The sequence below is a fragment of the Micromonospora sp. C28SCA-DRY-2 genome, assembly GCF_030519475.1.
Classification (GTDB): domain Bacteria; phylum Actinomycetota; class Actinomycetes; order Mycobacteriales; family Micromonosporaceae; genus Micromonospora.
The window spans coordinates 118,254-145,246 of sequence record NZ_JAUMKD010000007.1 but is presented as its reverse complement, the minus strand read 5'-3'; the positions used below and the strand labels follow the sequence as shown (position 1 = coordinate 145,246).

Annotated in this window: 28 protein-coding genes; 16 read left to right on the top strand and 12 right to left on the bottom strand. The window is 74.3% G+C overall.

Features of this window, described 5'->3' with window-relative positions; all coding sequences use genetic code 11:
* Window position 1: 1 nt before the first annotated feature.
* Window positions 2-730 (bottom strand): tyrosine-protein phosphatase, encoded by a 729-nt coding sequence (locus Q3W71_RS25175; protein WP_302921927.1) that lies wholly within the window; start codon window positions 728-730, stop codon window positions 2-4.
* A gap of 79 nt (window positions 731-809) precedes the next feature.
* Between Q3W71_RS25175 and rnhA the strand changes: the two genes are divergently transcribed.
* Window positions 810-1,289: a ribonuclease HI gene (gene rnhA / locus Q3W71_RS25170; protein WP_302921926.1), complete on the top strand. Its 480-nt coding sequence runs from the start codon at window positions 810-812 to the stop codon at window positions 1,287-1,289.
* Between the two features lie 101 nt (window positions 1,290-1,390).
* On the opposite strand, the gene Q3W71_RS25165 is transcribed toward rnhA, so the two are convergent.
* Together Q3W71_RS25165 and Q3W71_RS25160 are read right to left on the bottom strand one after the other, a co-directional pair.
* Window positions 1,391-1,630, bottom strand: a complete 240-nt coding sequence (locus Q3W71_RS25165) for a preprotein translocase YidC (RefSeq protein WP_302921925.1) — start codon at window positions 1,628-1,630, stop codon at window positions 1,391-1,393.
* Window positions 1,631-1,653: 23 nt separating this feature from the next.
* A complete protein-coding gene (locus Q3W71_RS25160) occupies window positions 1,654-2,859 on the bottom strand; it encodes an MFS transporter (protein WP_302921924.1) in 1,206 nt (401 codons plus the stop codon).
* Window positions 2,860-2,864: 5 nt separating this feature from the next.
* Here Q3W71_RS25160 and Q3W71_RS25155 point away from each other — a divergent pair, with 5 nt between their 5' ends.
* A complete protein-coding gene (locus Q3W71_RS25155) occupies window positions 2,865-3,443 on the top strand; it encodes a MarR family winged helix-turn-helix transcriptional regulator (protein ID WP_302921923.1) in 579 nt (192 codons plus the stop codon).
* 154 nt (window positions 3,444-3,597) lie between these two features.
* On the opposite strand, the gene Q3W71_RS25150 is transcribed toward Q3W71_RS25155, so the two are convergent.
* The 4 genes from Q3W71_RS25150 to Q3W71_RS25135 form a co-directional block, all read right to left on the bottom strand.
* Window positions 3,598-4,497 carry a pentapeptide repeat-containing protein gene (locus tag Q3W71_RS25150; protein ID WP_302921922.1) on the bottom strand — a complete coding sequence of 300 codons (900 nt, stop codon included), beginning with the start codon at window positions 4,495-4,497 and terminating at the stop codon, window positions 3,598-3,600.
* An 83-nt stretch (window positions 4,498-4,580) separates the two neighbouring features.
* On the bottom strand, window positions 4,581-5,690 hold the full coding sequence (locus Q3W71_RS25145; RefSeq protein WP_302921921.1) for a DUF5919 domain-containing protein: 1,110 nt from the start codon (window positions 5,688-5,690) through the stop codon (window positions 4,581-4,583).
* A gap of 165 nt (window positions 5,691-5,855) precedes the next feature.
* On the bottom strand, window positions 5,856-6,269 hold the full coding sequence (locus tag Q3W71_RS25140) for an SSI family serine proteinase inhibitor (RefSeq protein ID WP_302921920.1): 414 nt from the start codon (window positions 6,267-6,269) through the stop codon (window positions 5,856-5,858).
* A 115-nt stretch (window positions 6,270-6,384) separates the two neighbouring features.
* A complete protein-coding gene (locus tag Q3W71_RS25135; RefSeq protein WP_302921919.1) occupies window positions 6,385-7,200 on the bottom strand; it encodes an SDR family oxidoreductase in 816 nt (271 codons plus the stop codon).
* 170 nt (window positions 7,201-7,370) lie between these two features.
* Between Q3W71_RS25135 and Q3W71_RS25130 the strand changes: the two genes are divergently transcribed.
* The 8 genes from Q3W71_RS25130 to Q3W71_RS25095 all read left to right on the top strand — a co-directional run bounded on the left by Q3W71_RS25130 (window position 7,371) and on the right by Q3W71_RS25095 (window position 16,986).
* Window positions 7,371-10,163, top strand: a complete 2,793-nt coding sequence (locus Q3W71_RS25130) for an exo-alpha-sialidase (RefSeq protein ID WP_302921918.1) — start codon at window positions 7,371-7,373, stop codon at window positions 10,161-10,163.
* 21 nt (window positions 10,164-10,184) lie between these two features.
* The gene (locus Q3W71_RS25125; RefSeq protein WP_302921917.1) at window positions 10,185-11,042 is read left to right on the top strand and encodes a carbohydrate ABC transporter permease; all 858 of its coding nucleotides are present in this window, start codon (window positions 10,185-10,187) and stop codon (window positions 11,040-11,042) included.
* Window positions 11,039-12,361: a sugar ABC transporter substrate-binding protein gene (locus Q3W71_RS25120; RefSeq protein WP_302921916.1), complete on the top strand. Its 1,323-nt coding sequence runs from the start codon at window positions 11,039-11,041 to the stop codon at window positions 12,359-12,361. Before Q3W71_RS25125 ends, Q3W71_RS25120 begins: the two co-directional genes overlap by 4 nt.
* Window positions 12,358-13,413 (top strand): ABC transporter ATP-binding protein, encoded by a 1,056-nt coding sequence (locus Q3W71_RS25115; protein ID WP_302921915.1) that lies wholly within the window; start codon window positions 12,358-12,360, stop codon window positions 13,411-13,413. The genes Q3W71_RS25120 and Q3W71_RS25115 overlap by 4 nt, the downstream gene beginning before the upstream one ends.
* A 38-nt stretch (window positions 13,414-13,451) precedes the next feature.
* Window positions 13,452-14,321: a carbohydrate ABC transporter permease gene (locus Q3W71_RS25110; RefSeq protein WP_302922085.1), complete on the top strand. Its 870-nt coding sequence runs from the start codon at window positions 13,452-13,454 to the stop codon at window positions 14,319-14,321.
* 49 nt (window positions 14,322-14,370) lie between these two features.
* Window positions 14,371-14,820 (top strand): DUF5818 domain-containing protein, encoded by a 450-nt coding sequence (locus Q3W71_RS25105; RefSeq protein ID WP_302921914.1) that lies wholly within the window; start codon window positions 14,371-14,373, stop codon window positions 14,818-14,820.
* A gap of 116 nt (window positions 14,821-14,936) precedes the next feature.
* On the top strand, window positions 14,937-15,539 hold the full coding sequence (locus Q3W71_RS25100) for a GNAT family N-acetyltransferase (protein ID WP_302922084.1): 603 nt from the start codon (window positions 14,937-14,939) through the stop codon (window positions 15,537-15,539).
* 28 nt (window positions 15,540-15,567) lie between these two features.
* Window positions 15,568-16,986 (top strand): RtcB family protein, encoded by a 1,419-nt coding sequence (locus Q3W71_RS25095; protein ID WP_302921913.1) that lies wholly within the window; start codon window positions 15,568-15,570, stop codon window positions 16,984-16,986.
* A 36-nt stretch (window positions 16,987-17,022) separates the two neighbouring features.
* Here the strand turns inward: Q3W71_RS25095 and Q3W71_RS25090 are convergent, their stop codons facing one another.
* Entirely contained in the window at window positions 17,023-17,451 is a 429-nt protein-coding gene (locus tag Q3W71_RS25090; protein ID WP_302921912.1) for an archease, read from the bottom strand.
* A gap of 170 nt (window positions 17,452-17,621) precedes the next feature.
* On the opposite strand from Q3W71_RS25090, the gene Q3W71_RS25085 reads away from it, so the two are divergent.
* The 3 genes from Q3W71_RS25085 to ygiD all read left to right on the top strand — a co-directional run bounded on the left by Q3W71_RS25085 (window position 17,622) and on the right by ygiD (window position 20,762).
* On the top strand, window positions 17,622-19,154 hold the full coding sequence (locus Q3W71_RS25085; RefSeq protein WP_302921911.1) for a multicopper oxidase family protein: 1,533 nt from the start codon (window positions 17,622-17,624) through the stop codon (window positions 19,152-19,154).
* Window positions 19,155-19,400: 246 nt separating this feature from the next.
* Window positions 19,401-20,003, top strand: a complete 603-nt coding sequence (locus Q3W71_RS25080; protein ID WP_302921910.1) for an MBL fold metallo-hydrolase — start codon at window positions 19,401-19,403, stop codon at window positions 20,001-20,003.
* A gap of 3 nt (window positions 20,004-20,006) precedes the next feature.
* Window positions 20,007-20,762 carry a 4,5-DOPA dioxygenase extradiol gene (gene ygiD / locus Q3W71_RS25075; RefSeq protein ID WP_302922083.1) on the top strand — a complete coding sequence of 252 codons (756 nt, stop codon included), beginning with the start codon at window positions 20,007-20,009 and terminating at the stop codon, window positions 20,760-20,762.
* A 57-nt stretch (window positions 20,763-20,819) separates the two neighbouring features.
* Here ygiD and Q3W71_RS25070 read toward each other — a convergent pair whose 3' ends face one another.
* Window positions 20,820-21,512, bottom strand: a complete 693-nt coding sequence (locus Q3W71_RS25070; RefSeq protein WP_302921909.1) for a B3/4 domain-containing protein — start codon at window positions 21,510-21,512, stop codon at window positions 20,820-20,822.
* A 12-nt stretch (window positions 21,513-21,524) separates the two neighbouring features.
* Window positions 21,525-22,136 carry a LysE family translocator gene (locus tag Q3W71_RS25065; RefSeq protein ID WP_302921908.1) on the bottom strand — a complete coding sequence of 204 codons (612 nt, stop codon included), beginning with the start codon at window positions 22,134-22,136 and terminating at the stop codon, window positions 21,525-21,527.
* A 63-nt stretch (window positions 22,137-22,199) separates the two neighbouring features.
* On the opposite strand from Q3W71_RS25065, the gene Q3W71_RS25060 reads away from it, so the two are divergent.
* Window positions 22,200-23,672 (top strand): PLP-dependent aminotransferase family protein, encoded by a 1,473-nt coding sequence (locus tag Q3W71_RS25060; RefSeq protein ID WP_302921907.1) that lies wholly within the window; start codon window positions 22,200-22,202, stop codon window positions 23,670-23,672.
* Here the strand turns inward: Q3W71_RS25060 and Q3W71_RS25055 are convergent.
* Window positions 23,669-24,334, bottom strand: coding sequence for a DUF998 domain-containing protein (locus Q3W71_RS25055; protein WP_302921906.1), 666 nt, complete (start codon window positions 24,332-24,334; stop codon window positions 23,669-23,671). The genes Q3W71_RS25060 and Q3W71_RS25055 overlap by 4 nt on opposite strands.
* A gap of 71 nt (window positions 24,335-24,405) precedes the next feature.
* On the opposite strand from Q3W71_RS25055, the gene Q3W71_RS25050 reads away from it, so the two are divergent.
* Complete coding sequence (locus Q3W71_RS25050) at window positions 24,406-24,873, top strand: MarR family winged helix-turn-helix transcriptional regulator (protein WP_302921905.1); 468 nt, start codon at window positions 24,406-24,408, stop codon at window positions 24,871-24,873.
* A gap of 230 nt (window positions 24,874-25,103) precedes the next feature.
* On the opposite strand, the gene Q3W71_RS25045 is transcribed toward Q3W71_RS25050, so the two are convergent.
* Window positions 25,104-25,673: an excalibur calcium-binding domain-containing protein gene (locus Q3W71_RS25045; protein ID WP_302921904.1), complete on the bottom strand. Its 570-nt coding sequence runs from the start codon at window positions 25,671-25,673 to the stop codon at window positions 25,104-25,106.
* Window positions 25,674-26,170: 497 nt separating this feature from the next.
* Between Q3W71_RS25045 and Q3W71_RS25040 the strand changes: the two genes are divergently transcribed.
* Complete coding sequence (locus tag Q3W71_RS25040; RefSeq protein WP_302921903.1) at window positions 26,171-26,806, top strand: hypothetical protein; 636 nt, start codon at window positions 26,171-26,173, stop codon at window positions 26,804-26,806.
* The last annotated feature ends 187 nt before the right edge of the window (window positions 26,807-26,993 follow it).

Below are 26,993 nucleotides of genomic sequence, written 5' to 3'. Positions count from 1 at the left end.
CTCACCCGGTCAACAGCCGCTCGCGCAGCCGCGTGATCGTCTTCTCGGACACGCCGAGCCGGTCGGTGACGTAGCCGTGCACCGAGCCGTGCGCCGCCCGCAGGTCGGCCAGCACGAGCTGGATGATCTCGGCCGGGGCGCGGCCGTAGCCGGGCCAGACCAGGGTGCGGCCCGGATGGGCGGCCCGCCAGTCGGCCACCAACCGCTCGGTGGCCAGCTCGGTCAGCGCGAAGTCCGCCGCGATCTGCTCGTCGTCGACCCCGAGCAGGGTGAGCAGCAGGGCGGCCAGCAGGCCGGTGCGGTCCTTGCCGGAGGCGCAGTGGAAGACCAGCGGACCGTCGGCCTCGGCGATCACCTCCAGCGCCTCCCGCAGCTCGGCCGCGCCGTCGTCGGCCACCTCCGCGTACCGGTCGGCGAGGTAGCGCCACGGGTCGACCGTCGGGTCGATGGTGGCCTGGTCGTAGGGGCGGTGCTCGATGCTCAGGTTGTGCCAGACCAGACCCTCGTGGTGCGGCACCCGGCCGCGCGCCTCGATCTCCCACGGGTAGCGCAGGTCGATCACCGTACGCACGCCGAGTTCGCGGAACCGGGCCAGGTCCGCCCCGGCCAGCTTGCCCAACGAGTCCGACCGGTAGAGCTGACCCCACCGCACGGTGCGGCCGTCGCCGGCCCGGTAGCCGCCCAGGTCACGGAAGTTGTGCAGTCGTTCAAAGGTGATGTGCCGTTCCACCGCCCGACCTTAGCTGCCGGCCCGCGTGGCGGATGCCCCGAGCCGCCGGGCCGGCGTCGGCACCGGGTAGGTTGCCGGCATGGTGGACGGGACGACCGGCAGGATCGTGCAGATCTGGACCGACGGCGCGTGCAGCGGCAACCCCGGTCCGGGCGGCTGGGGCGTGGTGCTGCGCTACGGCAGCCACGAGCGGGAGCTGCACGGCGGTGAGGCGACGCCGACCACCAACAACCGGATGGAGCTGATGGCCGCCATCCAGGCGCTGGAGAGCCTGACCCGCCCGGTCACGGTCGAGCTGCACACCGACAGCACGTACGTGCGCAACGGCATCACCAGCTGGCTCGCCTCGTGGAAGCGCAACGGCTGGCTGACCGCGGCCCGGCAGCCGGTCAAGAACGCCGACCTGTGGCAGCGGCTGGAGGCGGCGTGCGCCCGCCACCAGGTCACCTGGCTGTGGGTGAAGGGCCACAACGGACACCCGGAGAACGAGCGGGCGGACGCGCTGGCCAACCGGGGGATGACCGAGGCCCGCGCCGCGGCGGTGCCCGCCGGCCGCTGACGCCGATGGGGGTTGGGCCGGCGCGGCGGCCCGGAGCGGACCCGCGCGGGCTGCCCGGGGCAGGCCCGGACACCACACCCGACGGTCGGCCGGCGAGGTGGTCAGCGGGTCGCGTCCGGGTGGCCGGGCATGGTCGAGCCACCGCTGCTGGTGCCCGACGCCCCGCCCGCCACGCCGGAGCCGTCGTCCTCGGTGACGATGTCCGGCTTGATCTCGGTGTCGTCCGGAGCCGGGACGTCGGTGTCCGCCCCGACCTGGACCAGCCGGGCCTGGCCGGCCTCGTCCTCGGCGTGCTCCGGGTCGACCGGCTGTACGCCCTGACGTGCCCGATATCCCACCATCGCCTCCCCGCTCGTACCGTCGGTCAGCCGGCTACCCGACCACCTGGCAGCGAAACGTCGGGTTCCGGCGCCGGCGGGCCGGCCGTTTCCGGCCCGGCGGACAGCGCACGACGGCGGGTGAGCGCGACCGCGACGGCGACCGCCAGCGCCGCCGGGACGATCAGGAAGGCGCCGGTGGTGCCGAACCGGTCGCTGACCGCGCCGCTGCTCGCCGCGCCGAGGGCGGTCCCGAGTTGCCCGACGGTCTGCAACCAGCCGTACGCCTCGGCGGTGTGCGGCGCGGGGGCGGCCCGAGCCATCAGTCCGTCGGTGACGGCGAGCCACGGCGCGAGCGCGAGCCCGAAGACGGCCAGGGCGACCGCCATCTGCGGCACGGTACGCGGCCAGGGCAGCACCGCCGAGGTGAGCGCCATGGTGGCCAGCAGCGCCAGGTAGGCGCGGCGCGGATCGGCCAACCGGCCGCGGCGGGCGAGCACCAGACCGCCGGCCAGGCTGCCCACCGACCAGACGGTGATCAGCACACCGGCCTGGTCCGGGTGCCCGGCGCCGGCGGCGAACGCCGGGACCAGCACCCACATGGCGCCCATGCACGTCGCGTAGCCCAGGTGCACGCCGAGCAGGGTGCGCACCGTGCGCCGGGCGGCCGGACGGGCGGCCCGGTCGGCCGCGTCGGCGCCGTGCCGGCGAGGAACGACCAGGGCGTTGCCGACCAGGGCGAGGGAACCGACGGCCGCGAACGCGAACACCGCACCGGCGGGGCCGGTCAGCAGCAGGCTCAGGGTCACCGCGAGCGGGCCGCCGACGTAGAGCAGTTCCTGCCCGACCGCGTTCACGGCGTACGCGCGGGTCAGCGCCGGCGCGGGCACCAGCCGGGGCAGCAGCGACCGGCCGCTGCTCAGCGCGGGCGGGGTGGCCAATCCGGCGGCGGCGGCCAGCGCCACGAAGGCGGTGGGTCGGGTGCTCAGCGCCAGCCCGGACAGGGCCGCGAGGTGGGCCAGGCCGGAGCCGAGCAGCACCACCCGGTCGCCGAAGCGGGGCAGCAACCGGCCGTACAGGGGTGCGGACACCGCCAGGCCGAGCCCGCAGGCGGCGCTCGCGGCACCGGCGGTGGCGAAGCTGCCCGTGTTGTGGTGACCGAGCAGCACCACGAGCAACTGTCGCATCGCGACCGGGAGCTGGGCGAGGTTCATCAGCACGATGACCGCGACGGCTCGACCGGGTAGATTCATAACTTATGAATCTACCCGAGGACGCCGCCCCGAACCTCCTCGGCGCTCTGGCGCTCGCCGTGAACTCCCGGATGCGGGCCGCGGTCGTCGACGCGGCCGGCGCCGGCGGGGCGCTGGCCGAGGCGGTCGTCGTGATCAAGGACCAGCCAGGCAGCACCGCCGAATGGCTCGGCCAGGTGCTCGGCCTCACCCAGCCCGGCGCGGCCCACCTGGTCCGCCGCCTGGTCGACCAGGGCTGGGTACGGCGGCAGCCCGGCGCCGACGGCCGCAGCCGGGCGCTGCACCTCACCGCCGCCGGCCGGGTGGCCGCCGAGCGGATCCTGCGGGCCCGGCAGGACGCGCTGGCCGACCTGGTCGGGCTGCTCACCGCCGAGCAGCGCCACCAGCTGGCGCGGATCGCCGGCAACCTGTTGCGGTGCGAGGCGGGCGACCGGCGCGAGCTGGCGCGGCTCTGCCGGCTCTGCGACCGGTCCCGCTGCCCGACCTGCCCGGTGCACGACGGCTACCGGGGCGCACCCTGCGCCGGTGCCGGCGCCTCCGGCGGCGCAGCCGGGGCCACCGAGGACCCGACCCCGGCACGGTAGGAGGCGAGCGGCGGCACGGGTCGGGCGCGGTTTGTGCGGCGAGCGGCCGGACGGGTCTGGGGCTCGGTTGGGCGGCGAGCGGCCGGAGGCTCGGTTGTGCGGTGAGCGGCGGACGGCTGGGGCGCGGTAGGCGGCGAGCGGCCGGACCGTCGGACTAGCGGCGCCGGGGTGGGCCGGGGCGGCGGGCGCCGGCGCGGGGGGTGCGGCGTACCGGGGTGAGCGGCAGCGCCGACCAGTGCGCCGGCCGGGTGAGCGTCGCCGGCAGTTCGGTGTGCCGGTCGCCGCGGGCCGCCTCGAGCTGCGACTGGTGCAGGAAGAGGCTGCCGGACAGGTCGGCCCCGCGCAGGTCGGCGCCCCGCAGGTCCGCGCCGGTCAGGTCGGCCAGGCGTAGGTCCACGCCGCGCAGGTCCGCCCCGATCAGCAGCGCGCCGCGCAGGTTGGCCGCCCGCAGGTCGGCCCGGCGCAGGTCGGCCCCGAACAGCCGGGCGCCCCGGTGGTCGGGGCCCGGCCGGCCGGCGCGCGCCCGCACCAGGTCGCCGGTGCGCGACAGCAGCGCGTTCACCCGCCCCCGGTACGCGTCGACGTCCAGCCCGAGCAGCGTCTCCGGGCCGGCGTTGGCCAGCCGGGTGGTCTCCGCCAGCGCGGCGGTCAGCTCGTCGGGCAGCGGCCGCGGCGGGCGCAGCGCGACCGCCTGGGTGAGGTACCAGAGCAGCTCGTGCAGCGGCCGCATCACGGCGAACGTGTCGAACATCCGGGCGGCCGTCTCCGGAGCCTGCCGCCAGTCCCGCCCGCCGAAGGTCACCTGGGCCACCTGCTGCCCGGCGCCGAAGCAGTCGAAGACCGTGCAGCCCGGGAAGCCCCGCTCGCGCAGCTCGGTGTGGATGCCGCAGCGGAAGTCCGGCCCCAGGTGCCGGCAGGGCTGGCCGGCCGGCTTGTCGACGGCGAAGTCGGCGGACGCGGCGAAGGCCGGCGCGACGCAGCAGAGCCCGAAGCAGCGGGCGCAGTCGGCGCGTAGCTCGCCGGCCGGCGACGGGGCCTGGGCGGTTTCCGACACGCTGACCGTTCTCCTGCCGATCGGGGGACCCTCCCGCCCGGCGGCGGCGCGGGCGGACCTCCCCATTGTCCCAGCCCCGCCGGTCAGCGTTCGGGCGGCGGGGCCCCCTCGGCGGAGCGGGGAGCGGGGGCGCGGTCGTTCGCCCGGCGATGTGGCACCAGCCGCAGCACGGCGCGGCTGCCGTCGGCCGGGCCGTACTTCTGGTCGAAGAGCCGGGCCACCACCGGGGGTGGGACCGGATCGCCGTCGGCCGGCTCCGCCAGCCCGAACACCCCGGGGGTACGCGCCGGCGGCCGGGCCCGCACGGTCAGCGGCCGGACCAGCTTGAACGCCTGGCAGTCGAGGTAGTGCTGCCCGTCCACCGTCACGTACGGCACCTGCACCTCGACCAGGTCGGAGTCCTCGTCCTGCAGGGTGACGGTGGTGGTCCAGTAGCGCTCCAGCGTCGAGGTGGCCTGCTCGTGTTCCCACAGCTCCTCGAACCGGGCGTGCACGAAACCGCCCCACGGGCTGTCCATGTCCACCTCCAGCTGCGGGACGTTGAACGACAGCTTGCCGATCGGGAAGAACGAGATCAGTGCGTGCCCGTCCCACTGGTAGAGCTGGATGGAGGGGGAGGCGTCGTAGACGCGTACCTGGAACCGGCGGGCCAGCTTCGGCCGCAGCCGTAGCGACTCCTGGAACGCGGCGAGATGGCGCAGGTTGGCCCGGATCTGCCGGGGCACGTCCACCCGCTGCCGTTCCAGTTCCTCCGAGCGCTGCTGGGCGGCGGTGCAGTCCGGGTCGAGCAGGAGCAGCTGCACCTCGGCGCCGGACTCCAGGGCCGCCTCGACCGCCCGCAGCGTCTCCGCCCGGTGCTGGTCCTCCAGCAGGATCGTCCAGGTGTCCAGGATCCGCACCCGGCGGCCGGTGCGGCACAGCCGGTCGACGAACGCCTTCTGGTCGAAGCTGAGGTGCTCCTGCACCCGGGCCTTGCGGGCCTCCTCGAACAGCGGGTCGAAGATGACGTACGAGATCGCCGCGAGCACCACGCTGGCTCCGAGGTTGAGCAGCAGGTCACTGGCGAAGCCGGTGCTGCGCCAGGCGGCCAGGAGCAGGACAGTGGCGACGACCAGCAGCCCGCCGCCGCCGACGAGCGCCCGCCGCTGCCGGCCGGTGCCCCGCCAGCGACGCCACCCGCCCGCCCCCGCCATCCGGCCCCCTCGGCATCGCGCTGGTCGCGCCGGCCCGCGTGATCACCCGGAAAGCGGAGGATACGTTGCCGTGATCCGCCCGCGCTGTCCCGTTCGCGACCGGTGCGCCGGTCCGGCGACGCGGTGCGGCGCCCGCCGAGGGGCGGACGCCGCGCGGCGTGCGGGTCAGAAGGCGAACAGCGATCCGGTCTCGCGCAGCAGCGCGCACCGGTTGCCGAAGGTCTTCGCCCAGGACACCGGCCGACCCTGCCAGAAGCCGAGCGCGCGGGCGGTGACCGGCGCGTACTCCAGGGTGCACGGCCCCGGTTCGGGGGTCATCGCGCCGAGGTCGCCGTGCACGGCCGCCACCGCCTGGCAGGCGGTCGTCGCCGCGGGGTGCGTCCCGCCGGCCGGGTGGCAGCGCAGCGCGGCCGCCCGCGGTTCGCCGTGCACGTGCGGCAGGACGGTCAGCAACAGCACCGACGTGGGCCGGTCGGTGGCGGCGGCGCGGGCGGCGCGGGGGGTGGTCGCGGCCGTGAGCGCGCCGGTGGCCAGGACGGTCACCGCGAACAGGGCGGCGACCCGCTGGGCGAAGGGCATGGTGTGTCCTTCCGGTCGGGGCCCCGGGTGGGGGCCGGCGATCGGCCCGGCCGTCGTGTGACCGGGCCGCCGACCACGCTAAGTGGACACTGTGAACCGGAATGGTCACCAACTGTTACGAGGACTCGACCCGCCGCCAGTCGTCCGACCGCAGCGCGTTGGCCTGCGGGCCCATCATCAGCATGCCGCCGTCCACCGGCCACGAGGCGCCGGTGACGTACGCGGCGGCGGGGGAGGCCAGCAGCGCGACCACCGCGGCCACCTCGCGGGCGTCGCCCGGCCGCCCGACCGGTACGCCGGGGCGCTCCTGGGTGAACGGGTCGACGTCCTCCTGGCCGGTCATCGGCGTGGCGATCTCGCCCGGGGCGACCGCGTTGACGGTGATGCCGTCGGCGGCCAGTTCCTGTGCCATCACCTTGGTGAGCAGCCCGAGCCCGCCCTTCGCCGCGCAGTACGCCGCCGAGCCCACCCGCGGCGCGTGCTCGTGCACGCTGGTGATGTTGACGATCCGCCCGCCGCTGCCGTCCGACCGCATCCGCCGCGCGGCCCGCTGGGAGCAGAGGAAGGGCCCGTCCAGGTCGACCGCGAGCACGTCGCGCCACTGCTCCCAGGCGGTGTCGACGAACGGGACGGAGGTGCCGGTGCCGGCGTTGTTGACCAGCACCCCGATCCCGCCGAGCCGGTCGGCCAGCTCGTCGACCACGGCGGCGGCGTCGGGCAGCCGGGTCAGGTCCAGCCGGGCGACCTCGCAGCGACGCCCGGTGGCGCGTACCTCGGTGGCGGTCCGGTCGGCGCCCTCGGCGTCGGCGTGCCAGGTGACGCCGATGTCGAACCCGGCCTCGGCGAGCGCCACCGCGCAGGCCTTCCCGATGCCGGAGTCGGCGCCGGTGACGATGGCGATTCTCGGATAGTTCTCGTAGCGAGCTGGCATGCGGCCGCAATACCCGTCGTATGCGAATGCAACCATCCGTCGAGGTCGGTCCGTGCAGGGGATTGTCGGCGGCCGATCGCTCTGACATTCTCCAGCGTGGACGCTGCCAGTGACGGTCGCCAATCCGGTGCCGCGCTGCGGCGACGCCTTTTCGTGCCGGAGGGACCCTCGTGAAGCGCAGACGTCGCCATCTCTTCGCAGGACTAGCGGTCGCCGCCCTGGTGGCGTCGACGGGTGCCGCGGGCATCCACTTCACCGGCGCCGAGGTGCCGGCCGCCGCGGCGGTGGGCGACGGCGAGATGCCGGGTGCCACCGGCGCCCACCTCGAGCGGCTGCGCCAGGCGGTGCCGGGCAGCGACGGGATGTCACCGGAGGGGCCGGGCAACGCCGCGCAGCAGGAGTTCCTGGAGCGCGCGTACCCGGCCGACTCGATCAGCATCGCCCAGGTCGACCGGTCCAAGGCCGCCTACGCCGCCGCCGAGCGGCGCCTGCGCGGCAGCCAGAGGTGGACCAACATCGGGCCGAGCGAGGCGCTCTACCCGTTCACCGAGTTCCGCAACGCCTACAACTACGTGCCCGACGAGTACGTCGCCGGCGGGCGGGTCACCTCCATCGACATCGCCCCGGACTGCAACGCGCTGCTCTGCCGGGCCTACGTGACCCCGGCCGGCGGCGGCGTCTGGGGCACCCTCAACGTGCTCGCGCCCGAGCCGAAGTGGTTCTACCTCGGCGGGCCGCTGGGCATCAACGCCGCCGGCTCGGTGAAGATCGACCGTAACGACAAGACCGGCCTGACCATCTACGTCGGCACCGGCGAGGCGAACACCTGCGCCTCCGGCTGCGTCGCCGGCGTCGGCCTGTACAAGTCGACCAACGGCGGCCTGACCTGGCAGGGCCCGCTCGGCAAGGACGCCCTCGCCGGCAAGGGCATCGGCGAGATCACCATCGTCCCCGGTCAACCGAAGACGCTCTACGTCGCCACCACCACCGCGCTGCGCGGCATGTCCAGCTCCTGCTGCACCGGCGTCACCCGGCCGGTGCCGGACGCCGCCAAGTGGGGCCTGTACAAGTCCACCGACGGCGGCAAGAGCTGGCGGTTCATCCACAACGGCTCGGCCGACGCCACCCAGTGCACCGGCAGCGCCGCGGAGTACAACAACACCGCCGCCTGCTCGCCGCGCGGGGTGCGCTACGTCAAGCTCGACCCGCGCGACTCGAAGATCGTCTACGCCTCCTCGTACGCCCGCGGGGTGTGGCGCTCGCCGGACGGCGGCGCCACCTGGACGCAGATCAAGCCCTCCCTCAACAGCGCGGTCTTCCAGACCCGGGCCGCGATCGACGTGACGGCGCTGCCCGGCGGCAAGACCCGGATGTACGTCTACGAGGGCAACCTGGGCAACCCCTACTCGCGGCTGTTCCGCAGCGACGACGTGGCCACCGGGGCGCCCACCTTCACCGACCTGACCAGCGCCAACCCGGCCGACCCGGGCTTCGCCACCTACAACCAGTGCACCGGCCAGTGCTGGTACGACGTCTTCGTGCACACCCCGGCCGGGCACCCGGACATCGTCTACACCGGTGGCTCCTACGTCTACGGCGAGACGGTGGCGCACAAGCGGGCCGTGGTGCTCTCCACCGACGCCGGGGTCAGCGGCACCGACATGACCTACGACGGCACCGACGAGCTGCACCCCAACGGCCTGCACCCCGACCAGCACGCGCTGGTCACCAACCCGCGCAACCCGTACCAGTTCTTCGAGGCCAACGACGGCGGCGTGATGCGCTCCAGCGGCCAGTTCGTGGACCGCTCGGCGTGGTGCGACAACCCGGACCGCAACCTGACCACCCAGGCGCAGAAGGACCGCTGCCGGCAGATGCTGTCCCGGATCCCGTCGAAGCTGGACGGCATCAACAAGGGCATGAACACCCTGCAGTTCATCAGCCTCTCGGTCAGCCCGCACGACCACCGGATGCTCCAGGGCGGCACCCAGGACAACGGCACCTGGGAGAACAAGGGCCAGCGGGCTCGCTGGGTGAACACGATGATCGGTGACGGCGGGGCGTCCGGCTTCGACGTCGGCCGCCCGGAGTTCCGGTTCCACACGTTCTACGACGCCACGCCCGAGGTGAACTTCAACAACGGCGACATCGGCAGCTGGATCTCCATCTACGACGGCGTCTTCGGGCAGGCCGGCACGCTCTTCTACGCCCCGGTGATCACCGACCCGAAGGTCAGCGGCACGATGTTCGCCGGCACCGCCCGCTCGGTGTACCGCACCAAGACCTTCGGCCTCGGCGACCGGTCGCTGGCGGAGGCCAACCGGATCTGCAACAGCTGGACCGGCACCTTCGAGGCCCGGTGCGGCGACTGGGAGCAGTTGGGCGGCGTCGCGCTGACCGACGCCGCGTGGGGCGACCGGGCCGGCGGCGCCGTCTCGGTGGTCCAGCGGGTCGCCACGGACTCCTCGACGGCGTACGCGGCCACCAGCACCGGCCGGGTCTTCGTCACCCGCAACGCCGACGCCGAGCCGGCCGCCGCGGTGACCTGGACCCGGATCGACACGCCGAGCACGCCGAACCGCTTCGTGACCAGCATCCACGTCGACCCGGCCGACCCGTCCCGGGCGTGGATCTCCTACAGCGGGTTCAACTCGAACACCCCGACCACCCTCGGGCACGCGTTCGAGGTGCGGCTGGCCGGCACCGGGGCCACCTGGGCCGACCGCTCGTACGACTTCGGCGACCAGCCGATCACCGACCTGGTCCGCGACGACGTCACCGGCGACCTGTACGCGGCCACGGACTTCGGTGTGCTGCGGCTGGCCAGGGGGACGACGAGCTGGGTCAAGGCGGCCGGCGGGATGCCGAACGTGGAGGTCGCCGGGCTCACCATCGTGCCGGGCAAGCGGATCCTCTACGCCGCCTCGCACGGTCTCGGCGCCTGGCAGCTCCCCCTGCGGTAGGCGAACATCGGCACCAACCGGGTGAGGGGCCGCGCGAGCGGCCCCTCACCGCTGCCCGAGCGGGCCGCGCGTGTCTGGCGCACGCTCGGCGCCGCCTTCGTCCTCCTCGTCTTCGTCCCGCCGCTGCTGCTGCTGGTCTCCGGCTCGCTCACCGAGCCCGGCCTGCCGCCCTCGCCGACGCCGCAGCTGGTGCCGGAGCCCGTCTCCACCACCGGTTACCAACAGGCGGTGGAGCTCGGCGGGCTGCTGCGCGCGTCGCTGAACTCGGTGCTGGTGGCGGTGGTAGCGGTGCCGCTGAGCGTGCTGGTCGCCGCGCTGGCCGGGTTCGCGCTGGCCCGGGTCGCCCCGCGCACCACCGCCACCGTGGTCGCGGCCTCCCTGGTCGCGCTGATGGTGCCGGCCACCGCGCTGCTGGTGCCGCGGTTCGCGATCTTCCGGATGCTCGGGCTGACCGATACCCTGGTGCCGTTGATCGCGCCGGCGCTGGTGGGCACCTCACCGCTCTACGTCCTGGTCTACTACCTGGCCTTCCGGGCGCTGCCGGCCGACCTCTACGACGCCTGCCTGGTGGAGGACCTCTCCCCGATGCGCATCTGGTGGCGGGTCGCCCTCCCGCTGGTCCGCCCGGTCACCGCCGCGCTCACCGCGCTCACCTTCGTGCTTACCTGGTCGAACTTCCTCGACCCGTTGGTCTACGTCTACGACCGTGACCTGTTCACCCTGCCGCTGGCGCTGCGCTCGCTGTCGGTGCTGGACCCGACGAACTTCCCGGTGTTCCTGGCCGGGGCGGTGCTCGCCACGGCGCCCGCGCTGGCCGTGTTCGTGCTGGCCCAGCGGCGCTTCCTCCACCACGACGACCCGACGGGACGGAACCGATGAGACCGAAGGCCCTGCTGGCACTGCTGCTCTCCGCCGTGCTCCTGACCACCGGCTGCGGGTCCGGGTCGGGTTCGTCCGCCGACGGCCCGGTGCGCCTGCTGGTCTTCGGCGCGCCCGAGGAACTGGCCGCCTACCGCACCCTGATCGAGGCGTACGAGAAGGCCCGGCCCGGCGCCGACGTGCAGCTCGTCGAGGCCAGCGACCGCAAGGACCTGCTGGCCCGGCTGGCCACCTCGGTGGCCGGCGGCGCACCGCCGGACCTGTTCCTGATGAACTACCGCTTCTACGGCCAGTTCGCCGCCAAGGACGTGGTCGAGCCGCTGGACGACCGGATCGCCGCCTCGGACGCCGTCGACCCGGCCGACTACTACCCGGTGGCGATGGACGCGTTCAAGTGGAACGGCAAGCAGCTCTGCCTGCCGCAGAACGTGTCCAGCCTGGCCGTCTACTACAACCGGACGCTCTTCCAGAAGTACGGCGTGCCGGAGCCGAAGCCCGGCTGGACCTGGAACGACCTGGTCGGCACCGCCACCGCGATGACCCGCGACGCCCGCGGCGTGGTGGTCAAGGCGACCGAGAGCGAGGGCGCCGCGCTGCGCCCGGCCGTGCACGGCCTCGGCGTCGAACCGTCGATCATCCGGCTCGCCCCGTTCGTCTGGTCCAACGGCGGCGAGATCGTGGACGACCCGGCCAGGCCGACCCGGCTGACGCTGGACACGCCCGCCGCCCGGGAGGCGCTGAAGAACCTCGTCGACCTGCGGCTGGCGTACGGGGTGGTGCCCACCGACGAGGAGGTGGAGGCGGAGGACGACGAGTCCCGGTTCGCCAACGGCCGGCTGGCCATGCTGATGAGCTCCCGCCGGTCCACCACCACGTTCCGCTCGATCACCGACTTCGAGTGGGACGTCGCGCCGCTGCCGGTCTACAAGGAGCAGGTCGGGGTGCTGCACTCCGACGCGTACTGCATGACCCGGGGCGCCAAGCGCAAGGACGCCGCCTGGCGGTTCCTGGAGTTCGCCATCGCCGAGGAGGGGCAGCGGATCATCGCGGCCACCGGCCGCACCGTGCCGTCGCACGTCGCGGTGTCGCAGTCCCCGGCGTTCCTCGGCCCGGCCCAGCCGCCGCGCAGCGCCAAGGTCTTCCTCGACGCCATCCCCACCGTCCGGGCGCTGCCCACGGTCTCCACCTGGCCCGAGATCGAGGACGTCACGTACGGGATCCTGGAGAACGCGATGCACCGCGGCGACCGGCTCGACGACGTGATCCGCGACCTCGACCAGCAGACCAGGCCGCTGTTCGCCCGGGGGGAGCACGGGTGAGCGAACCGGGGCTCGTCCTCGACGGCGTCAGCGCCGCCTACCGGTCCTCGACCGTGCTGCACGAGGTCGACCTCGCGGTGCGCCGCGGCGAACTGCTCGTCGTGCTCGGCCCCTCGGGGGCCGGCAAGTCGACGGTGCTGCGGGTGGTGGCCGGGCTGGAGCCGGTCACCACCGGCCGGGTCTTGATCGCCGGGCGGGACGTCACCGGCGACCGCCCCGGCCGGCGCAACGTGTCAATGGTCTTCCAGTCGTACGCGCTCTTCCCGCACCTGAGCGTGGCCGAGAACATCGCGTTCGGGCTGGAGGTGCGGGACACCCCCCGGGCGGTCGCCCGGGAGCGGGCCCGGGTCGCGGCCGAGTCGGTCGGCTGCGCGGCGCTGCTCGACCGCCGCCCCGGTCAGCTCTCCGGTGGCGAGCGGCAGCGGGTGGCGCTGGCCCGGGCGCTGGTCCGGGAGCCGGACGTGTTCCTGCTCGACGAGCCGCTGTCCAACCTCGACCTCGCGCTGCGGGTGGAGATGCGCGCCGAACTGCGCGCCCTGCACGACCGGGTGGGCGCCACCGTGGTGCACGTCACCCACGACCAGACCGAGGCGCTGGTGCTGGCCGACCGGATCGCCGTGCTGCGGGACGGCCGGATCGAGCAGGTCGGCACCCCGGACGAGATCTGGCGTGCCCCGGCGAGCAGCTTCGTGGCCCGCTTCGTCGGTTCCCCGGCGATGAACCTGCTGCCGGCGGACGGGCCGGTGCGACCGGCCGGCAACCCGCCGCCCGGCGCGCCGGTCACCGAGACCGGCCGGCTCGATCTCGGCTTCCGGCCCGAGGCGGTCACCGTGGCCGGAGCCGACGCCGAGGGCACCCCGGCCACCGTGGACCGGGTGGACGTGGTCGGCGAGGACGCGTACGCGTACCTGCGGCTGGCCGGGGGGGAGCCGGTGGTCGCCCGGGTGCCGGCCGCCCGCCGCCCCGACCGGGGAGCGGCGGTACGGATCGCCGTGCGCTGGGCCGACGTGCACGTCTTCCACGCCGGCTCCGGGCGACGGTACTCCCCGTGACGCGACCGGACACCCGCTCCCGCCGGCAGTTGGCGCTGATGCTGGCGCCGTACCTGGTCGGCCTGGTCGCCCTGGTGCTGCTGCCCGCCGTGGTGACCCTGGCGCTGGCGTTCACCGAGTACGACCTGCTGCGTCCGCCGACCTGGGTCGGGCTGGACAACTTCACCGCGCTGGTCGACGACCCGGTCTTCCGGGTGTCGCTGACCAACTCGCTGGTGTTCGGGCTGGTGGCCGTACCGCTGCGGGTGCTGCTCGCGCTCGGCCTGGCGCTGCTGCTGCACCGCCGTGCCCTCGGTGTCGGCAGTGCCCGCAGCGCGGCGGTGCTGCCCACCGCGGTGCCGGAGATCGCCTACGGCCTGCTCTGGCTCTGGCTGCTCAACCCGCTGTACGGGCCGATCAACCAGTTGCTGCGCACCGGTGGCGAGAACGGGCTCACCGCGCTCGGGCGCACCCCGCCGCAGTGGCTCACCGACCCGACCGACGCCCGGGCGGCGATCATCCTGATGAGCCTGTTCACCATGGGCGAGACCTTCGTGGTGCTGCTGGCCGCACGCCGCGCGCTGCCCCGCGACGTGTACGAGATGGCGGCGCTCGAGGACGCCACCGGCTGGGACGTGTTCCGCCGGATCACCCTGCCGCTGATGGCCCCGGTGCTGGCCCTGCTCGCGGTGCGGGACCTCATCCAGAGCCTGCACTTCTCCTTCGTGCCGGCGTTCGTGGTCACCGACGGCGGCCCGCCCCCGTACGCCACCACCTACCTGTCGCTGTTCGTCTACCGCAACGCCTTCGAGTACCTGCGGTACGGCTACGCGGCCGCGGTGACCCTGGTGATGATCCTGCTGACCGTGGCGGCGGTGCTGGTGCAGTGGCGGCTGGTCCGCCGCTACCGTGCCTTCTACGGCGTCTGAGGAACCCGGTGCCCGGCCGGACCGTCCCAGCTGGCGGAGGTGTCGTGTCATGCGCAGAGCGTTCCTGCTGCTCACCGCGATCGGTCTGGGGTTGTCGGTGACCGCCTGCTCCACCGGCGACGCGCCCGATGCGGCGGCCACCGGCCAGCCACCGTCCGCGCCCTCGCCGTCCACGGGCCCCCCGTCGCCGCCCGCCGACCCGACCACCGCGCCGGCCCGGCCCACACCACCGGGGGCGACGCCGCCGCCGGGTGGCGGCGAGGTGCCCGGGCCGCTGCCGTTCGGCGCCCGCACCCTCACCGGCACGGTGGAGCGCGACGGCGAGTGCACCATGCTGCTGGTGGGCGAGCGGCGCTGGGCGTTGACCGGCGAGGTGGCGGCGGCGCTGCGCCCCGGCGCGCGGGTGACCGTGCGCGGCAACGTGGCGCCCCGCCCGGCCGCCTGCGGCGACCGGGACCTCGCGCAGACCGTCGCCGTCACGCGGGCCGACCCGGCCTGACCACGACGGGGACCGGTGCCGGCCCGGGGCCGGCGGGCGGAAACCCGGGGCCGGGGTCACCGGGCCCGTGCGATGATCGCCGACCGGGACGGGCAGGGGAGGTCGGGATCGTGGAGATCGAGGTACGGCGGATCGGGCCGGAGCTGGCCGGTGCGGCGGCGGAGGTGCTCGCCGAGGCGTTCGACGGCTACCCGTGGACCGCGTGGACGGTGGCGGCCGACCGGCACCGGGAACGGCTGGCTGGCCTGTTCGCCGCCACCATCTCGGCGGTCGGCCTGCGGTACGGGGACGTGTGGGCGGCGCTGGACGGCGGCGGCCGCCCCCGCGCGGTGGCCGTGTGGCTGCGGCCCGACCGGCCGGTACCCGACCAGGTCTGGGCCGAGGTGACCGAGCGCGGCGCGGAGCTGGCCGGCGAGCGGTACCCCGCCCTGGTCGCCGCCGAGGCGGCGTGCGCCCCGCTGCGGTCACCGGAGCCGGCCTTCCTGCTGGCCACGGTCGGGGTGTGCCCGGCGGACCAGGGGCGGGGGATCGGCGGACGGCTGCTGCGCCCCGGCCTGGCCGAGGCGGACCGGACCGGCCGGCCGGCGGTGCTGGAGACGTCGTCGCCGGCGAACGTCCGGTTCTACCAGCGCCTGGGCTTCGCGGTGACCGGGGAGGTCGCCGTGCCCGACGGTGGGCCGCGGGTGTGGGCGATGCGCCGTCCCGCCCCCGGCGTGTAACGCCCGCCGCACCGGGTAGGTGGCGCGGATGGAGCTGGTGGAGGAGTCGCCGTACCGGTTCCGGATCGACCGGCACGACCCGATGCGGGTACCGGGGGTGGTCTTCGCGTCCCGGTCGCTGCTGCCGGACGCCGGGGCGGACAAGTCGCTGGAGCAGGTGGCGAACGTGGCCACCCTGCCGGGCATCGTCGGCGCCTCGTACGCGATGCCCGACGTGCACTGGGGCTACGGCTTCCCGATCGGCGGGGTCGCCGCCACCGACGTCTCCGCCGGTGGGGTGGTCTCTCCGGGCGGGGTGGGCTTCGACATCTCCTGCGGGGTCCGGCTGCTCGCCGCCGACCTCGACCGCGCCGAGCTGGGCTCCCGGCTGGAGGCGCTGATGGACGGGCTGGGCGCGGTGACCCCACGCGGCATGGGCAAGGGCGCGGTGTGGCACCTGTCCCAGCAGTCGGAGCTGGACGCGGTGCTGCGCGGCGGCTCCCGGTACGCGGTGGAGCGGGGTTTCGGCGTCGAGCGCGACCTGGCCCGCTGCGAGGACTACGGTGCGGTCGGCGACGCCAACCCGGCCGAGGTGAGCGAGCGGGCGGTGGAGCGCGGCGCCCGCCAGGTCGGCAGCCTCGGCTCCGGCAACCACTTCCTGGAGGTGCAGGCCGTCGAGGAGGTGTACGACGACCGGGTGGCCGCCGCGTTCGGGCTGCGCCCGGGCCAGATCTGCGTGATGATCCACTGCGGCTCCCGAGGGCTGGGCCACCAGATCTGCACCGACTACGTCCGCCGGATGGAGAAGGTGATGGCCCGGTACGACATCCACGTGCCGGACCGCCAGCTGGCCTGCGCGCCGGTCGACTCGCACGAGGGGCGCGCCTACCTGGGGGCGATGGCGGCCGCCGCGAACTACGCCCGGGCCAACCGGCAGCTGCTGCACGACGCGGCCCGCAAGGTGTTCAAGCGGGAGACCGGCCGGGGGCTCGACCTGGTCTACGACATCTCGCACAACCTCGCCAAGATCGAGACGCACGGGGTGGACGGCGGTCGGCGCAGTCTCTGCGTTCACCGCAAGGGGGCCACCCGGGCGTTGCCGCCGGGCCACCCGGATCTCCCCGACGACCTGCGCGACGTGGGGCAGCCGGTGCTGATCCCCGGCTCGATGGGCACCGGGTCGTACGTGCTCACCGGGGTGCCCGGGGCGCCGGCGTTCGCCTCCACCTGTCACGGTGCGGGCCGGGTGCAGAGCCGCAAGCAGGCGGTCAAGGCCGAGAAGGGAATGGACCCCCGCGCCCAACTGGAGGCCCAGGACATCGTGGTACGCGGCGCGTCCCGGCGCGGGCTGGCCGAGGAGATGCCGGCGGCGTACAAGGACATCTCGGCCGTGATCGAGGCGGCCGAGGGGGCCGGGCTGTGCCGGAAGGTCGCCCGGCTGGCGCCGATCGGCGTGGTGAAGGGCTGACCCGCCGCTTCACCCCCGCCGGGCGCCGACCGACCTTCAGACGTCCAGGGTCACCGCGCAGGACCAGCGCCCGTCCTCGGGGCCGAAACGCAGCTCGTGCAGGGCGACCGCCTTCGGTACCGCGCCGACCAACTCGACGGCCTCGGTGTCGGTGGTGCGCCAGCGCACCAGCAGGCCGCCCGCGCCGTCGTCGGTCACCTCGGTGCTCAGCGGCAGCTCACCCTCGGTCTCCATCCGGAAGATCACCTCGTCGAGGACGCTCACCAGCAGGTCCTCGTCGTCACCGGCGGGCGCCCGGAACTCCCGTTCGGCCGCCGGCCGCGCCCCGGCGGTGTCGGTGAACGTGTCGACCAGCGCGGTCACCGCCTCGGCCACGCACGCCTCCCGGCTGGGCGCCCACGCCTCGATCCGGACGTCGGCGGTGTGCGGCACGCATCGGTGTCCCCGGTCCGCTGGTCGCTCCATGCCCCGATCATCCGCCCAGTGCCCGGGCGCGGCAGGCGGTTGTCGGGAGCCGGCCCGGACGCTCGTCCGGGGGAACCCGGAGCGGCCCCGGAAACCGGCCGGATCCACTGGGCAGGCGCGCCATATGCAGTCACGCTACAGGTACCGAACCTACAGGAGGTGCCAGCGTGGTGGCTGGACGACGATCCCTGGCCCGGGTGACCATCGGCGTGCTCGCCGTCGTGCTCGTCCTCTGCTGCGGCGGGGTGGCCGTCGGCGGCTGGGCCCTCGCCCGGGGCGGCACCGACACCGTCGGCCGGGTGGACTTCGTCCGCCCGCTGGCCGTGCCGCCGCTGGCCGAGTCCCGGGTCGACGAGCGCGGACGGCGGGTGTTCGACCTGCTCGCCCGGGAGGGCCAGCGCGACTTCCACGGCGACGGGCGGCTGACCCGCACCGCCGGTTTCGACGGCGACTTCCTCGGTCCCACCCTGCGTGCGAAGCGGGGTGAGCAGGTCGTGGTCAACGTGGTCAACCGGCTCACCGAGGAGACCAGCGTGCACTGGCACGGCATGCACCTGCCGGCCCGGATGGACGGCGGGCCGCACCAGATGGTCCGCCCCGGTGCCACCTGGTCGCCGACCTGGACGGTGAACCAGCCGGCCGCCACCCTCTGGTACCACCCGCACCCGCACGGGCAGACCGAGGAGCACGTCTACCGGGGACTGGCCGGGATGTTCATCCTGGACGACGACCGGGAGGCCGCGCTGCCGCTGCCGCGCCAGTACGGGGTGGACGACATCCCGGTGATCGTGCAGGACCGCGACTTCTCCCGCGGCGGCCAGTTCAAGAAGACCCGCAACATGATCGCCGGGATCGGCGTGCTGGGCGACACCCTGCTGGTCAACGGCACCGTCGGGCCGTACCTGGACGTGCGGACCGAGCGGGTGCGGCTGCGGCTGCTCAACGGCTCGACCGCCCGCACGTACGACTTCGGCCTCTCCGACGACCGGCCGTTCGCGCTGATCGGCAGCGACGGCGGGCTGCTGCCGCGCACCGCCCGGGTCGACCGGGTGCAACTGTCGCCCGGCGAGCGCGCCGAGATCGTGGTTGACCTCCGGCCGGGGGAGCGGGTGACCCTGCGCAGCACCCCGCCCGAGCTGGGTGCCGGTGCGCTGGCCGACCGCTTCGCCGGCGGTGCGGACCGCTTCGACGTGCTGCAACTGCGCGCCGCGGACACCCTCGCCGCGTCGCCGCCGGTGCCGCAGACGCTGGCGCCGACCGAGCGGCTGGACCCGGCCGACGCGGAGCGGACCCGCCGGTTCACCCTCACCGGCCGCAGCATCAACGGCCGCTCGATGGAGCTGGACCGGATCGACGAGACCGTCACCCGCGGCAGCACCGAGGTCTGGGAGGTGTCCAACCGGGACGGCACCCCGCACAACTTCCACGTGCACGACGTGCAGTTCCAGGTGCTCTCGGTCGGCGGCTCGGCTCCGCCGCCCGCCCTGAGCGGCTGGAAGGACACCGTCTACCTGGCGCCCAACCGGCCGGTGCGGCTGATCATGCGGTTCACCGACCACAGTGACCCGGACATGCCGTACATGTACCACTGCCACCTGCTGTACCACGAGGACGCCGGCATGATGGGCCAGTTCGTGGTGGTCGAGCCGGGCCAGCGAGCCGGCCGCCCGCCGCGGTCGGGCGACCACAGCGGCCACGACTGAGCGCGCCCGCCGTGCCGGTGGCGGCGCGGACCCGGCCGGGCGCCGGTGGCGCCGCGGTCCCTGTCGAGCTGCCCCACCAGTAGGACCATCCGAGCCTGCCCGCCACCGGCCGGCAGCAACCCGCCCCGGGTCCGCGGGCAGCTCGACAGGGCGGACGAGGGTGAGCGCCACGACGACCACCGCACCCGGCCCGCGCCGGCGGTTGGCGGGACGGTGGCGGTGGACGGTAGGGCGTACGGTCGGCGGGTGCGGATCATCAAGTACACCCACGCCTGTGTCCGGATCGAGCTCGACGGGGCGGTCCTGGTGATCGACCCGGGCACCTGGAGCGAGCCGCGGGCCCTGGCCGGCGCGGACGCCGTGCTGGTCACCCACGAGCACACCGACCACATCGACGTGCTGCGGCTGGCCGGCCTCGGGGTCCCGGTCTTCGTCCCCGAGCAGGCGGTGCTGCCCGACCTGGCCCCGCTGCCGGTCACCCGGGTCCGCGCCGGGCAACGGTTCACCGCCGCCGGCCTCAGCGTGACCGCGTACGGCGGGCGGCACGCCGCCATCCACGACGGGCAGCCCGACTGCGCCAACCTCGGCTACCTGGTCGAGGAGAGCGTCTACCACCCGGGCGACTCGCTGCACCGCCCCGAGCAGCCGGTGCCGACGCTGCTGGTGCCGGCGCAGGCGTCCTGGCTGAAGCTCACCGAGGCGATCGACTTCGCCCGCGCGGTCGGCGCCGGGCGGGTGTTCCCGATCCACGACGCCCAGCTCAACGAGCGCGGGCTGGCCAGCGTCAACGGCTGGTTCGGCGAGACGGTGCCCGGCTACCGGTACCTGGCCCCCGGCGACGCCGCCTGAGCCCTGCGCCGTTCCCCCGGCCGCGCGATGGTGGTCTCGGCGCACTGGTACATCGGGGCCACCGCCGTCACCGCCATGCCCCGGCCACGGACCATCCACGACTTCTACGGCTTCCCCCAGGAACTGTTCGACGTGCGCTACCCGGCGCCCGGCCTGCCCGAGCTGGCCGAGGAGATCAGCGACGTGGTGCACCCGACCTGGGTGGGCGCCGACGTGGACTCCTGGGGGATCGACCACGGCACCCGGTCGGTGCTCACCCACGCCTTCCCCGAGGCGGACATCCCGGTCGTCCAGTTGAGCATCAACGCCTTCAAGCCGCTGGACTACCACCTGGAGCTGGGCGCGCGGCTCGCGCCGCTGCGCGAGCGCGGCGTGCTGGTCGTGGCCAGCGGCAACGTGGTGCACAACCTGCGCGGGGTGAACCCCGGAATGGTCGACGAGGGCTTCGACTGGGCGCACCGGTTCGACGAGGCGGCGAAGGAGGTCATGCTCGGCCGGCCGACCGAGGCGGCCATCCTGGACGCCCACCGCGACTTCGACCTGGCCGTACCGACGCCCGACCACTTCATCCCGCTGCTCTACCTGGCCGGCCTGGCCGGCGCCGCCGGCGACGGGTCCACCGTGCTGGTGGACGGGTACGCCTACGGCTCGCTGTCGATGACCGCGTACACGGTGGGCCTGGCCTGCGAGGGCGCCGGCCCGGCGACCGGGGCGCCGAGGCTCCCGACCGACGTGCCGGCCGACTCGTCCAACATCTGACGCGGCCCGTTCCCCCCGCCCGCCGGCCGGCAGGGCGGCCGGGCGGGCGCGGGGGACTCAGAACTCGAAGCGCGGCGCGGCCGGGGTCAGCAGGGTCGTCCGGGACGGCGCGGACCAGCCGCGACGCAGTTCGGCGGCGATGGCGTCGAGCACCCGCGGCACGTCCCGCCCGGCGCCCTCGTGCATCGCCTCCACCACCACCAGGATCGACGCGGTGTCGTCGCGCACGGCCGACCAGCCGCTCTGCCGGTTGGTCCACCGTCGGGCGTGCGCCCGCCCCTGCGGATCCGCGAAGATCACCTCGCCGGGGTCGGGCCGTTCCTCGGCGCCGGCGAAGGTCAGGTAGCTCTCGTCACCCCGGGCCGGGCGCACCTCGATGCCGCCGCCGATCCGCGTCACGTCCAGGATCCCCACCGGGATGGCGTACGCGGCGGAGACCGCGTTGCCGAGGTCGACCAGCGGGTGCACCTCGGGCAGGTCACCCTCGGTGCGCAGCCGGCGCAGCAGCGACTCCGACGCGCAGCGGTACCTCGTCGGGGCGAGTCCCATCCGGGCGAACGCGCGCCGCCACGCCTGGATCTCCGGGAAGCTCGCCTCGGTGCCCCCGGCCAGCCGGTCCCGGGCCACCGCGTGCAGCTCGGCCAGCGGCAGCTCGGCGCGCGGCTTGCCGGCGACGCCCTCGGCGTAGAGCAGGCCGGCGACCAGCCCGGGGTGCGCGGCCCAGACCTCGGGGGAGTGCTGGAAGTACATCGCCGCCCTCCCTCACGCCTCGGCGCGGGCCAGCAGCAGCCCGAGCGCGACGAACGAGCCGGCGAAACCCCGGCGCAGCCAGCGGGTCACCGCCGGCCGGGCCAGCACCCGGTCGCGCACCGCGCCGGCCAGCACCCCGTAGGCGGCGAACACCACGAAGGTGAGCGCCATGAACACCGCACCCAGGCCGAGCATCCGGGCGAACTGGTTCGGCTCGCCGGCCCGCACGAACTGCGGCAGGAACGCGAAGAAGAAGATGGTCAGCTTCGGGTTGAGCAGGTTGGACAGCACCGCCACCGAGATCACGCGGGCGGCCGACGGGGCCGGCTGCGCCGGGTCGACGGCGAACCCGTCGCGGTCCCGCAGGGTGGCCCAGGCCAGGTAGAGCAGGTACGCCACACCGGCGTACTTGAGCACCTGGAAGGCCGTCGCGCTGGAGTGCAGCAGCGCGGCCAGCCCGGTGACCGCCGCGGCCAGGTGCGGGGCGACGCCCAGGGTGGAGCCGGCGGCGGCGAGCACGCCCGCCCGGGGGCCCCGGCCGAGCCCGGCGGCGAGGGTGTAGAGGGCCCCGGTGCCCGGGGTGGCGATCACGACGAGCGAGGTGACCAGGAACGCGATGGTCATCATCGTCCTTCCGACGAATGGGTGGTGCTGTCTCGCCACCCACTCTGCTGCCATCATGGTCCAATGAGCAGGGCCAAACCACGTTCGCCCGAGAGGTCCATAACCGCCGGGTCGGACTTCCTGCACCTGGACATCGCCGAGGCGCCGCCCGGCGGCCGCGCCGACTGGCTGGCCGCCCGGCTGCGCCAGGCCATCGCCGACGGACGGCTCCCGGTCGGCGGCCGGCTGCCCGCCACCCGGGTGCTCGCCGCCGACCTCGGCGTCTCCCGGGGCGTGGTCACCGAGGCGTACCAGCGGCTGGTCGAGGACGGCCAGGTCGCCGGGCGGGGGCGCGCCGGCACCGTGGTGGTCGCCGCCCCGGCCGCGCCGCCCGCGCCGCCCCCGGCCGCGGCGCCCGCCCCGGGCACGCTCTTCCCGCGCGCCCCGGGCACCCACGTCTTCGACGCCGTACGGGCGGTGCCGGCGCGGATCGACCTGACGCCCGGCGTACCCGACCTGGCCGCCTTTCCGCGTGCGGCCTGGCTGCGCGCCGAACGGACCGTGCTGCGGCAGTTGGCCGCGTCCGACTTCGGCTACGGCGACCCGCGTGGGGCGCCCGCGCTGCGCGCCGCCGTCGCCGCCTGGCTGGCCCGCAGTCGCGGCGTGGCCGTCGATCCCGCCGAGGTGATCGTGACGACCGGTGTCTCCCAGGCGCTCGGCGTGCTCGCCCAGGCCCTGCGGCCGTACGGCATCACCCGCGTCGCGGTCGAGGACCCGGGCTCGCTCGGGGTACGCCAGCATCTGAACAACTGGGGAGTGGACACCCCGCCGGTCGCGGTCGACGACGCCGGCCTGCGGGTCGACGAGCTGGCCGCGAGCGGCGTGGCCGCGGTGATGCTCACCCCCGCCCACCAGTTCCCGACCGGCGTGGTGCTCGACGGCGAGCGCCGCCGCCAGCTCGTCGCCTGGGCGCGGGCCGGCGGGCTGATCGTGGAGGACGACTACGACGCCGAGCACCGCTACGACCGCCCGCCGGTGCCGGCGCTGCGGGCGTTGCTGCCCGACCAGGTCTGTTACGCCGCCAGCGTGTCGAAGCTGCTGGCGCCGGCGTTACGGGTCGGCTGGCTGCTGGTGCCGTCGCGCTACCGGGAGGCGGTGGTGGAGGCCCGGCGCAACGCCGACCTGGGCAACGCGGTGCTGCCGCAGCTCGTGCTCGCCGAGCTGATGACCTCCGGTGCGCTGGAGCGGCAGCTGCGGATGCTGCGCCGGCGGCACGTCCGGCGGCGGGACGCGATGATCTCCGCGCTGGCCCGGCACCTGCCCGGCGCGACCGTGCACGGGGCGGCGGCCGGGCTGCACCTGATGGTCACCTTGCCCGGTGACGTGCCGGACACCGAGGTGGCCGCGGCCGCGCTGGAACGCGGGGTGAAGGTGCAGCCGCTGTCCTGGCACTGCCAGCGGGCACACCGGCCCGGGCTGGTCCTCGGCTACGCGGCGAACCCGGCCTCGACCATCGAGGAGGGGATCGCCACCGTCGGCGCCGTGCTGCGCGGCTAGCTGGGGCCGCTGCCGGCGGGGGCGACCGGTACCGGCCGCGCCGCCCGCTCGGCGGTCAGGGCGTGGTGGGCCAGCCCGACGAGCCAGGCCAACCCGGTGAAGAGCGACAGGCGCTGGAGCAGGCCGGCGGGCGCCGGAGTCCACACGCCGGCGTAGTCCAGGCCGACGAGCGTGCCGGCGCCGAGGAACAGCACGAGGACGGCGACGCCCGCCGCGATCCCGTACGGCCGGGCGAACCGGCGGGCGTAGGTGAAGGCGGTCAGTGCCAGGGCGAGGAACACGGCTGGGCCGGCGACGTCGTGCAGCGCACCGTGCCACGAGGCGGTCGCTGCCGCGCCGGGCGGGTAGTCCAGGCCGGGATCGGTGACGAAGACCCCGGCGGCGAGGAGCGCGACCCCACCGGCGGCGACCCAGCGCGGCCCCCAGACCGCCGCGGGGCCGGAGCGGATGGTCCGCCGCAGCCCGGCCGCGAAGGCGATCAGCAGGACGCCGGTGACCACGAAGTTGGCGATCTGGATCCAGCCGCGCCCGGTGAGGGCCAGCTCACTGATCCAGTTCCGCAGCGGGTCGTAGTACGGCCGGGCGGCGCCTTCGACCAGTGCGACGGCGGCGAACAGCAGCGGGCCGGCGACGCCGGCCCAGAGGAGTCTGCGAGACCACATCTCTTCTCCAAACATAATCTGCACCATGCAGATAAACGATGTTGCAGATTATGCGGCGGTAGAGTCGGGCCATGTCAAGAGCGCGGCAGGAACTGCTGCTGGAGCTGCAGGCCACGCTGACCCAGGCGGTGGCCGACGCGATCCTGGTGCAGCAGGCGGCGGCCGACCGGCTCGGTCTCGGGCTGGCCGATTTCAAGTGCCTCACCGCACTCACCGAGCAGGGCTCGGCGACGGCCGGGGAGATCGCCCAGCGCACGGGCCTGACCAGCGGCGCGGTGACCCGGATGATCGATCGCCTGGAGCGCGCCGGGTGGGTCCGGCGCCGGCACGACACGGTGGACCGCCGCCGGGTGATCGTGGAGCCGGTGCCGGAGCGGCTGGCGGAGATCGAGCCGCTCTTCGCCGGCATGGCAGCCGGCTGGTCGGCCGCGCTCGCCGACTACGACGACGCGCAGTTGCGGCTGCTCATCGACCTGTTCGGCCGGATGCGCGCGCTGGCCCGGCAGCAGGCCGCGGCGATCCGCGCCGCGGAGGCATGACAGCGCATGAGGGAACCCCGCGGTGTGCCGTCCGTAGTGAGACGGCCGTGGCGGCGTGGCGGACCCGCTACGCCCAAAGCATGATTCTGACCTGCGCCCGGTGCGGGCAGCTCTGGTAACGCCGCTGTGCGTCCCCGGCGCGGTGGACACCGGACGCGAGCACCCGGGGCGTCCGGCATCAGGACTCGCTCATCCAGAACCCGCCGAACCACAGCACCGCGGCGGGCAGGCTACTCGCAGGCGACGCCGTCCTTGTTCCGGTCCAGGCCAAGGCGGTAGCCGGGCTCCCCCCGGTGCAGCGGCGCCGCGCCAGCGGCCCGGGCCTCCGAGCAGTTGGCGTAGTAGACGTCGTCGTCCTCGTCCTCAGGCGGGGGAGCGGCCTTGGTGGGTTCGTCGTCCGAGGCGCAGGCCAGCCCGTCGCCGTTGCGGTCCAGCTCCTTGCGATAGCCGGGTTCGCCCTCGAACAGTGGGTCGGCGCCGGCGGCGCGCACCTCTTCACAAGTGGCGTAGCGCACGACCGGGGTCGGCCTGGCAGACGGCGTGGGACTGGCCGTCGGAGCGGTGTCGGCGAGCCGGTTGGCGTTCGTCGACGAACTGGTGGTAGGTGATGCGGATCGGGTCGCCGGAGAAGAGGCGGAGCCAGTGTCATCGCCATCAAAGAGATTCTGGATTGCGCCGCAACCACAGCAGGCCACGAGCACCACACCGACCACCAGGCCGACCACTGTATTGGGACTGGGTGCCTTGCCGGCTGGGCGAGTGGGCGGGCGGCTCTTCACCTGCATGATGATGCCGCTCACTCCCGACGTCGGGCAGTGGCCGGACGTATGGCTTCCTGTCATCTCGCCGACACCGCGTTGCAACGTGCACGGGATCCCGGTGAATGCGAGATCGGAGCATTCGGCTCGCCTGTGGGTCGGGGCCTACTGGGCCGTGTGGCCTTGGTTCAGGAACCTTTGGCGCTTCCCGGCGGCCAGGACCCCAGGCAGCTGATCTCGTCCGCCGAGCCGACTCCTGGCGGCCGATCAGCTGCCGAGACACGCTGGGAGCGGAGGTGGGTGTGGACTCCCCAAGCCACGATGGAGGGTCCCGAGCCGGTGCGGGGAAGGGCGGCTCGTCGCACGACGATCTGTCACCGATAACCGGCGCGCGAGGCGGCCACCGCGGCGAGAGCGGCTGGCTGCATTGACGAGGGAGGGTAGCTGTGCCTCGAACAGCACCACGGCGCCGGGCAGTGCCGAGTCGCCGGCGCAGTCAACGGCCGGGGACGCGCGAGCGGGCGAAGGCGACGGACTGGGTGCAGGCTGGCGCCGCGCTGCTCGCGGTGATCGTTGCCGCCCCGGCGCTATGGGTTGCTGTGGCGACGTACCAAGACCAAATCCGCGTCACTGAGGCGCAGCTGGAGTCGACGCAGTTGGACCGCCAGCGCTACCAAGAGAGATACGCCAGGCGCGTGACGTTCTGGAACGACCGGTTGAAGGTCGCGGAGCCCCGCAGCCTTCCGGTCGTGACGCTGCAGAACCGGGCGCCGGTGCCCGTCAGAGAGATTTACTTCATCGTCGACGTCATCGGTGCCGCCATCGGTTACGCCGATCGGGGACAGCACACGTTTGCCTTCCCTGCCGACGTCCATGCGCCCCCATGCACGATCCTGACGTTCCGCCTGCTGGTGACCGGCTTTCCGGACGGTGGCAGCGACAACACCGGAGACGCCGACTACAGCTTGGTGCGCGCCATCCGGTTCACCGACACGGTGCAGTGGTGGGAACTCGAACCGAACGCCAACTGGGGCTCAACGGAGCTCGGCGGTCCGAAACCTCTTTCCCGAGACAAGCCCTTCATCCCGGCTGCCGCGAAGACCGGGTACGCCTTCTACGCCGCAGAGGTACCAGGCACCCGCGAAGCCGCCTCTGACTGTGGTGAAAGCGGCTGACCGCGGGTTGACGAGGCGCGGCACCTACCATCGGTGCCAGCCGAATAGGCGCGGGCCGTGCGCCATCGGGGCCACCAGCGGCACCCAGAATCCCGAGGCCATCCTGTTCAACAGCGCCCCGAGCGTCAGCGCAGCGGGTTCAGGACCCCGCGGCGCTGACGCCTGCGTATCGCCCTGGCTGACCGGG

Coding starts and splice junctions, on each gene's coding strand:
- Q3W71_RS25050 (WP_302921905.1), top strand. CDS start 24,406: ATGTCAAGAGCGCGGCAGGAACTGCTGCTGGAGCTGCAGGCCACGCTG.
- Q3W71_RS25070 (WP_302921909.1), bottom strand. CDS start 21,512: ATGTACTTCCAGCACTCCCCCGAGGTCTGGGCCGCGCACCCCGGGCTG.
- Q3W71_RS25140 (WP_302921920.1), bottom strand. CDS start 6,269: ATGCCCTTCGCCCAGCGGGTCGCCGCCCTGTTCGCGGTGACCGTCCTG.
- Q3W71_RS25135 (WP_302921919.1), bottom strand. CDS start 7,200: ATGCCAGCTCGCTACGAGAACTATCCGAGAATCGCCATCGTCACCGGC.
- Q3W71_RS25145 (WP_302921921.1), bottom strand. CDS start 5,690: ATGGCGGGGGCGGGCGGGTGGCGTCGCTGGCGGGGCACCGGCCGGCAG.
- Q3W71_RS25055 (WP_302921906.1), bottom strand. CDS start 24,334: ATGTGGTCTCGCAGACTCCTCTGGGCCGGCGTCGCCGGCCCGCTGCTG.
- Q3W71_RS25065 (WP_302921908.1), bottom strand. CDS start 22,136: ATGACCATCGCGTTCCTGGTCACCTCGCTCGTCGTGATCGCCACCCCG.
- Q3W71_RS25060 (WP_302921907.1), top strand. CDS start 22,200: ATGAGCAGGGCCAAACCACGTTCGCCCGAGAGGTCCATAACCGCCGGG.
- Q3W71_RS25165 (WP_302921925.1), bottom strand. CDS start 1,630: ATGGTGGGATATCGGGCACGTCAGGGCGTACAGCCGGTCGACCCGGAG.
- rnhA (WP_302921926.1), top strand. CDS start 810: ATGGTGGACGGGACGACCGGCAGGATCGTGCAGATCTGGACCGACGGC.
- Q3W71_RS25095 (WP_302921913.1), top strand. CDS start 15,568: ATGGAGCTGGTGGAGGAGTCGCCGTACCGGTTCCGGATCGACCGGCAC.
- Q3W71_RS25155 (WP_302921923.1), top strand. CDS start 2,865: ATGAATCTACCCGAGGACGCCGCCCCGAACCTCCTCGGCGCTCTGGCG.
- Q3W71_RS25090 (WP_302921912.1), bottom strand. CDS start 17,451: ATGGAGCGACCAGCGGACCGGGGACACCGATGCGTGCCGCACACCGCC.
- Q3W71_RS25160 (WP_302921924.1), bottom strand. CDS start 2,859: ATGAATCTACCCGGTCGAGCCGTCGCGGTCATCGTGCTGATGAACCTC.
- Q3W71_RS25120 (WP_302921916.1), top strand. CDS start 11,039: ATGAGACCGAAGGCCCTGCTGGCACTGCTGCTCTCCGCCGTGCTCCTG.
- Q3W71_RS25105 (WP_302921914.1), top strand. CDS start 14,371: ATGCGCAGAGCGTTCCTGCTGCTCACCGCGATCGGTCTGGGGTTGTCG.
- Q3W71_RS25110 (WP_302922085.1), top strand. CDS start 13,452: ATGCTGGCGCCGTACCTGGTCGGCCTGGTCGCCCTGGTGCTGCTGCCC.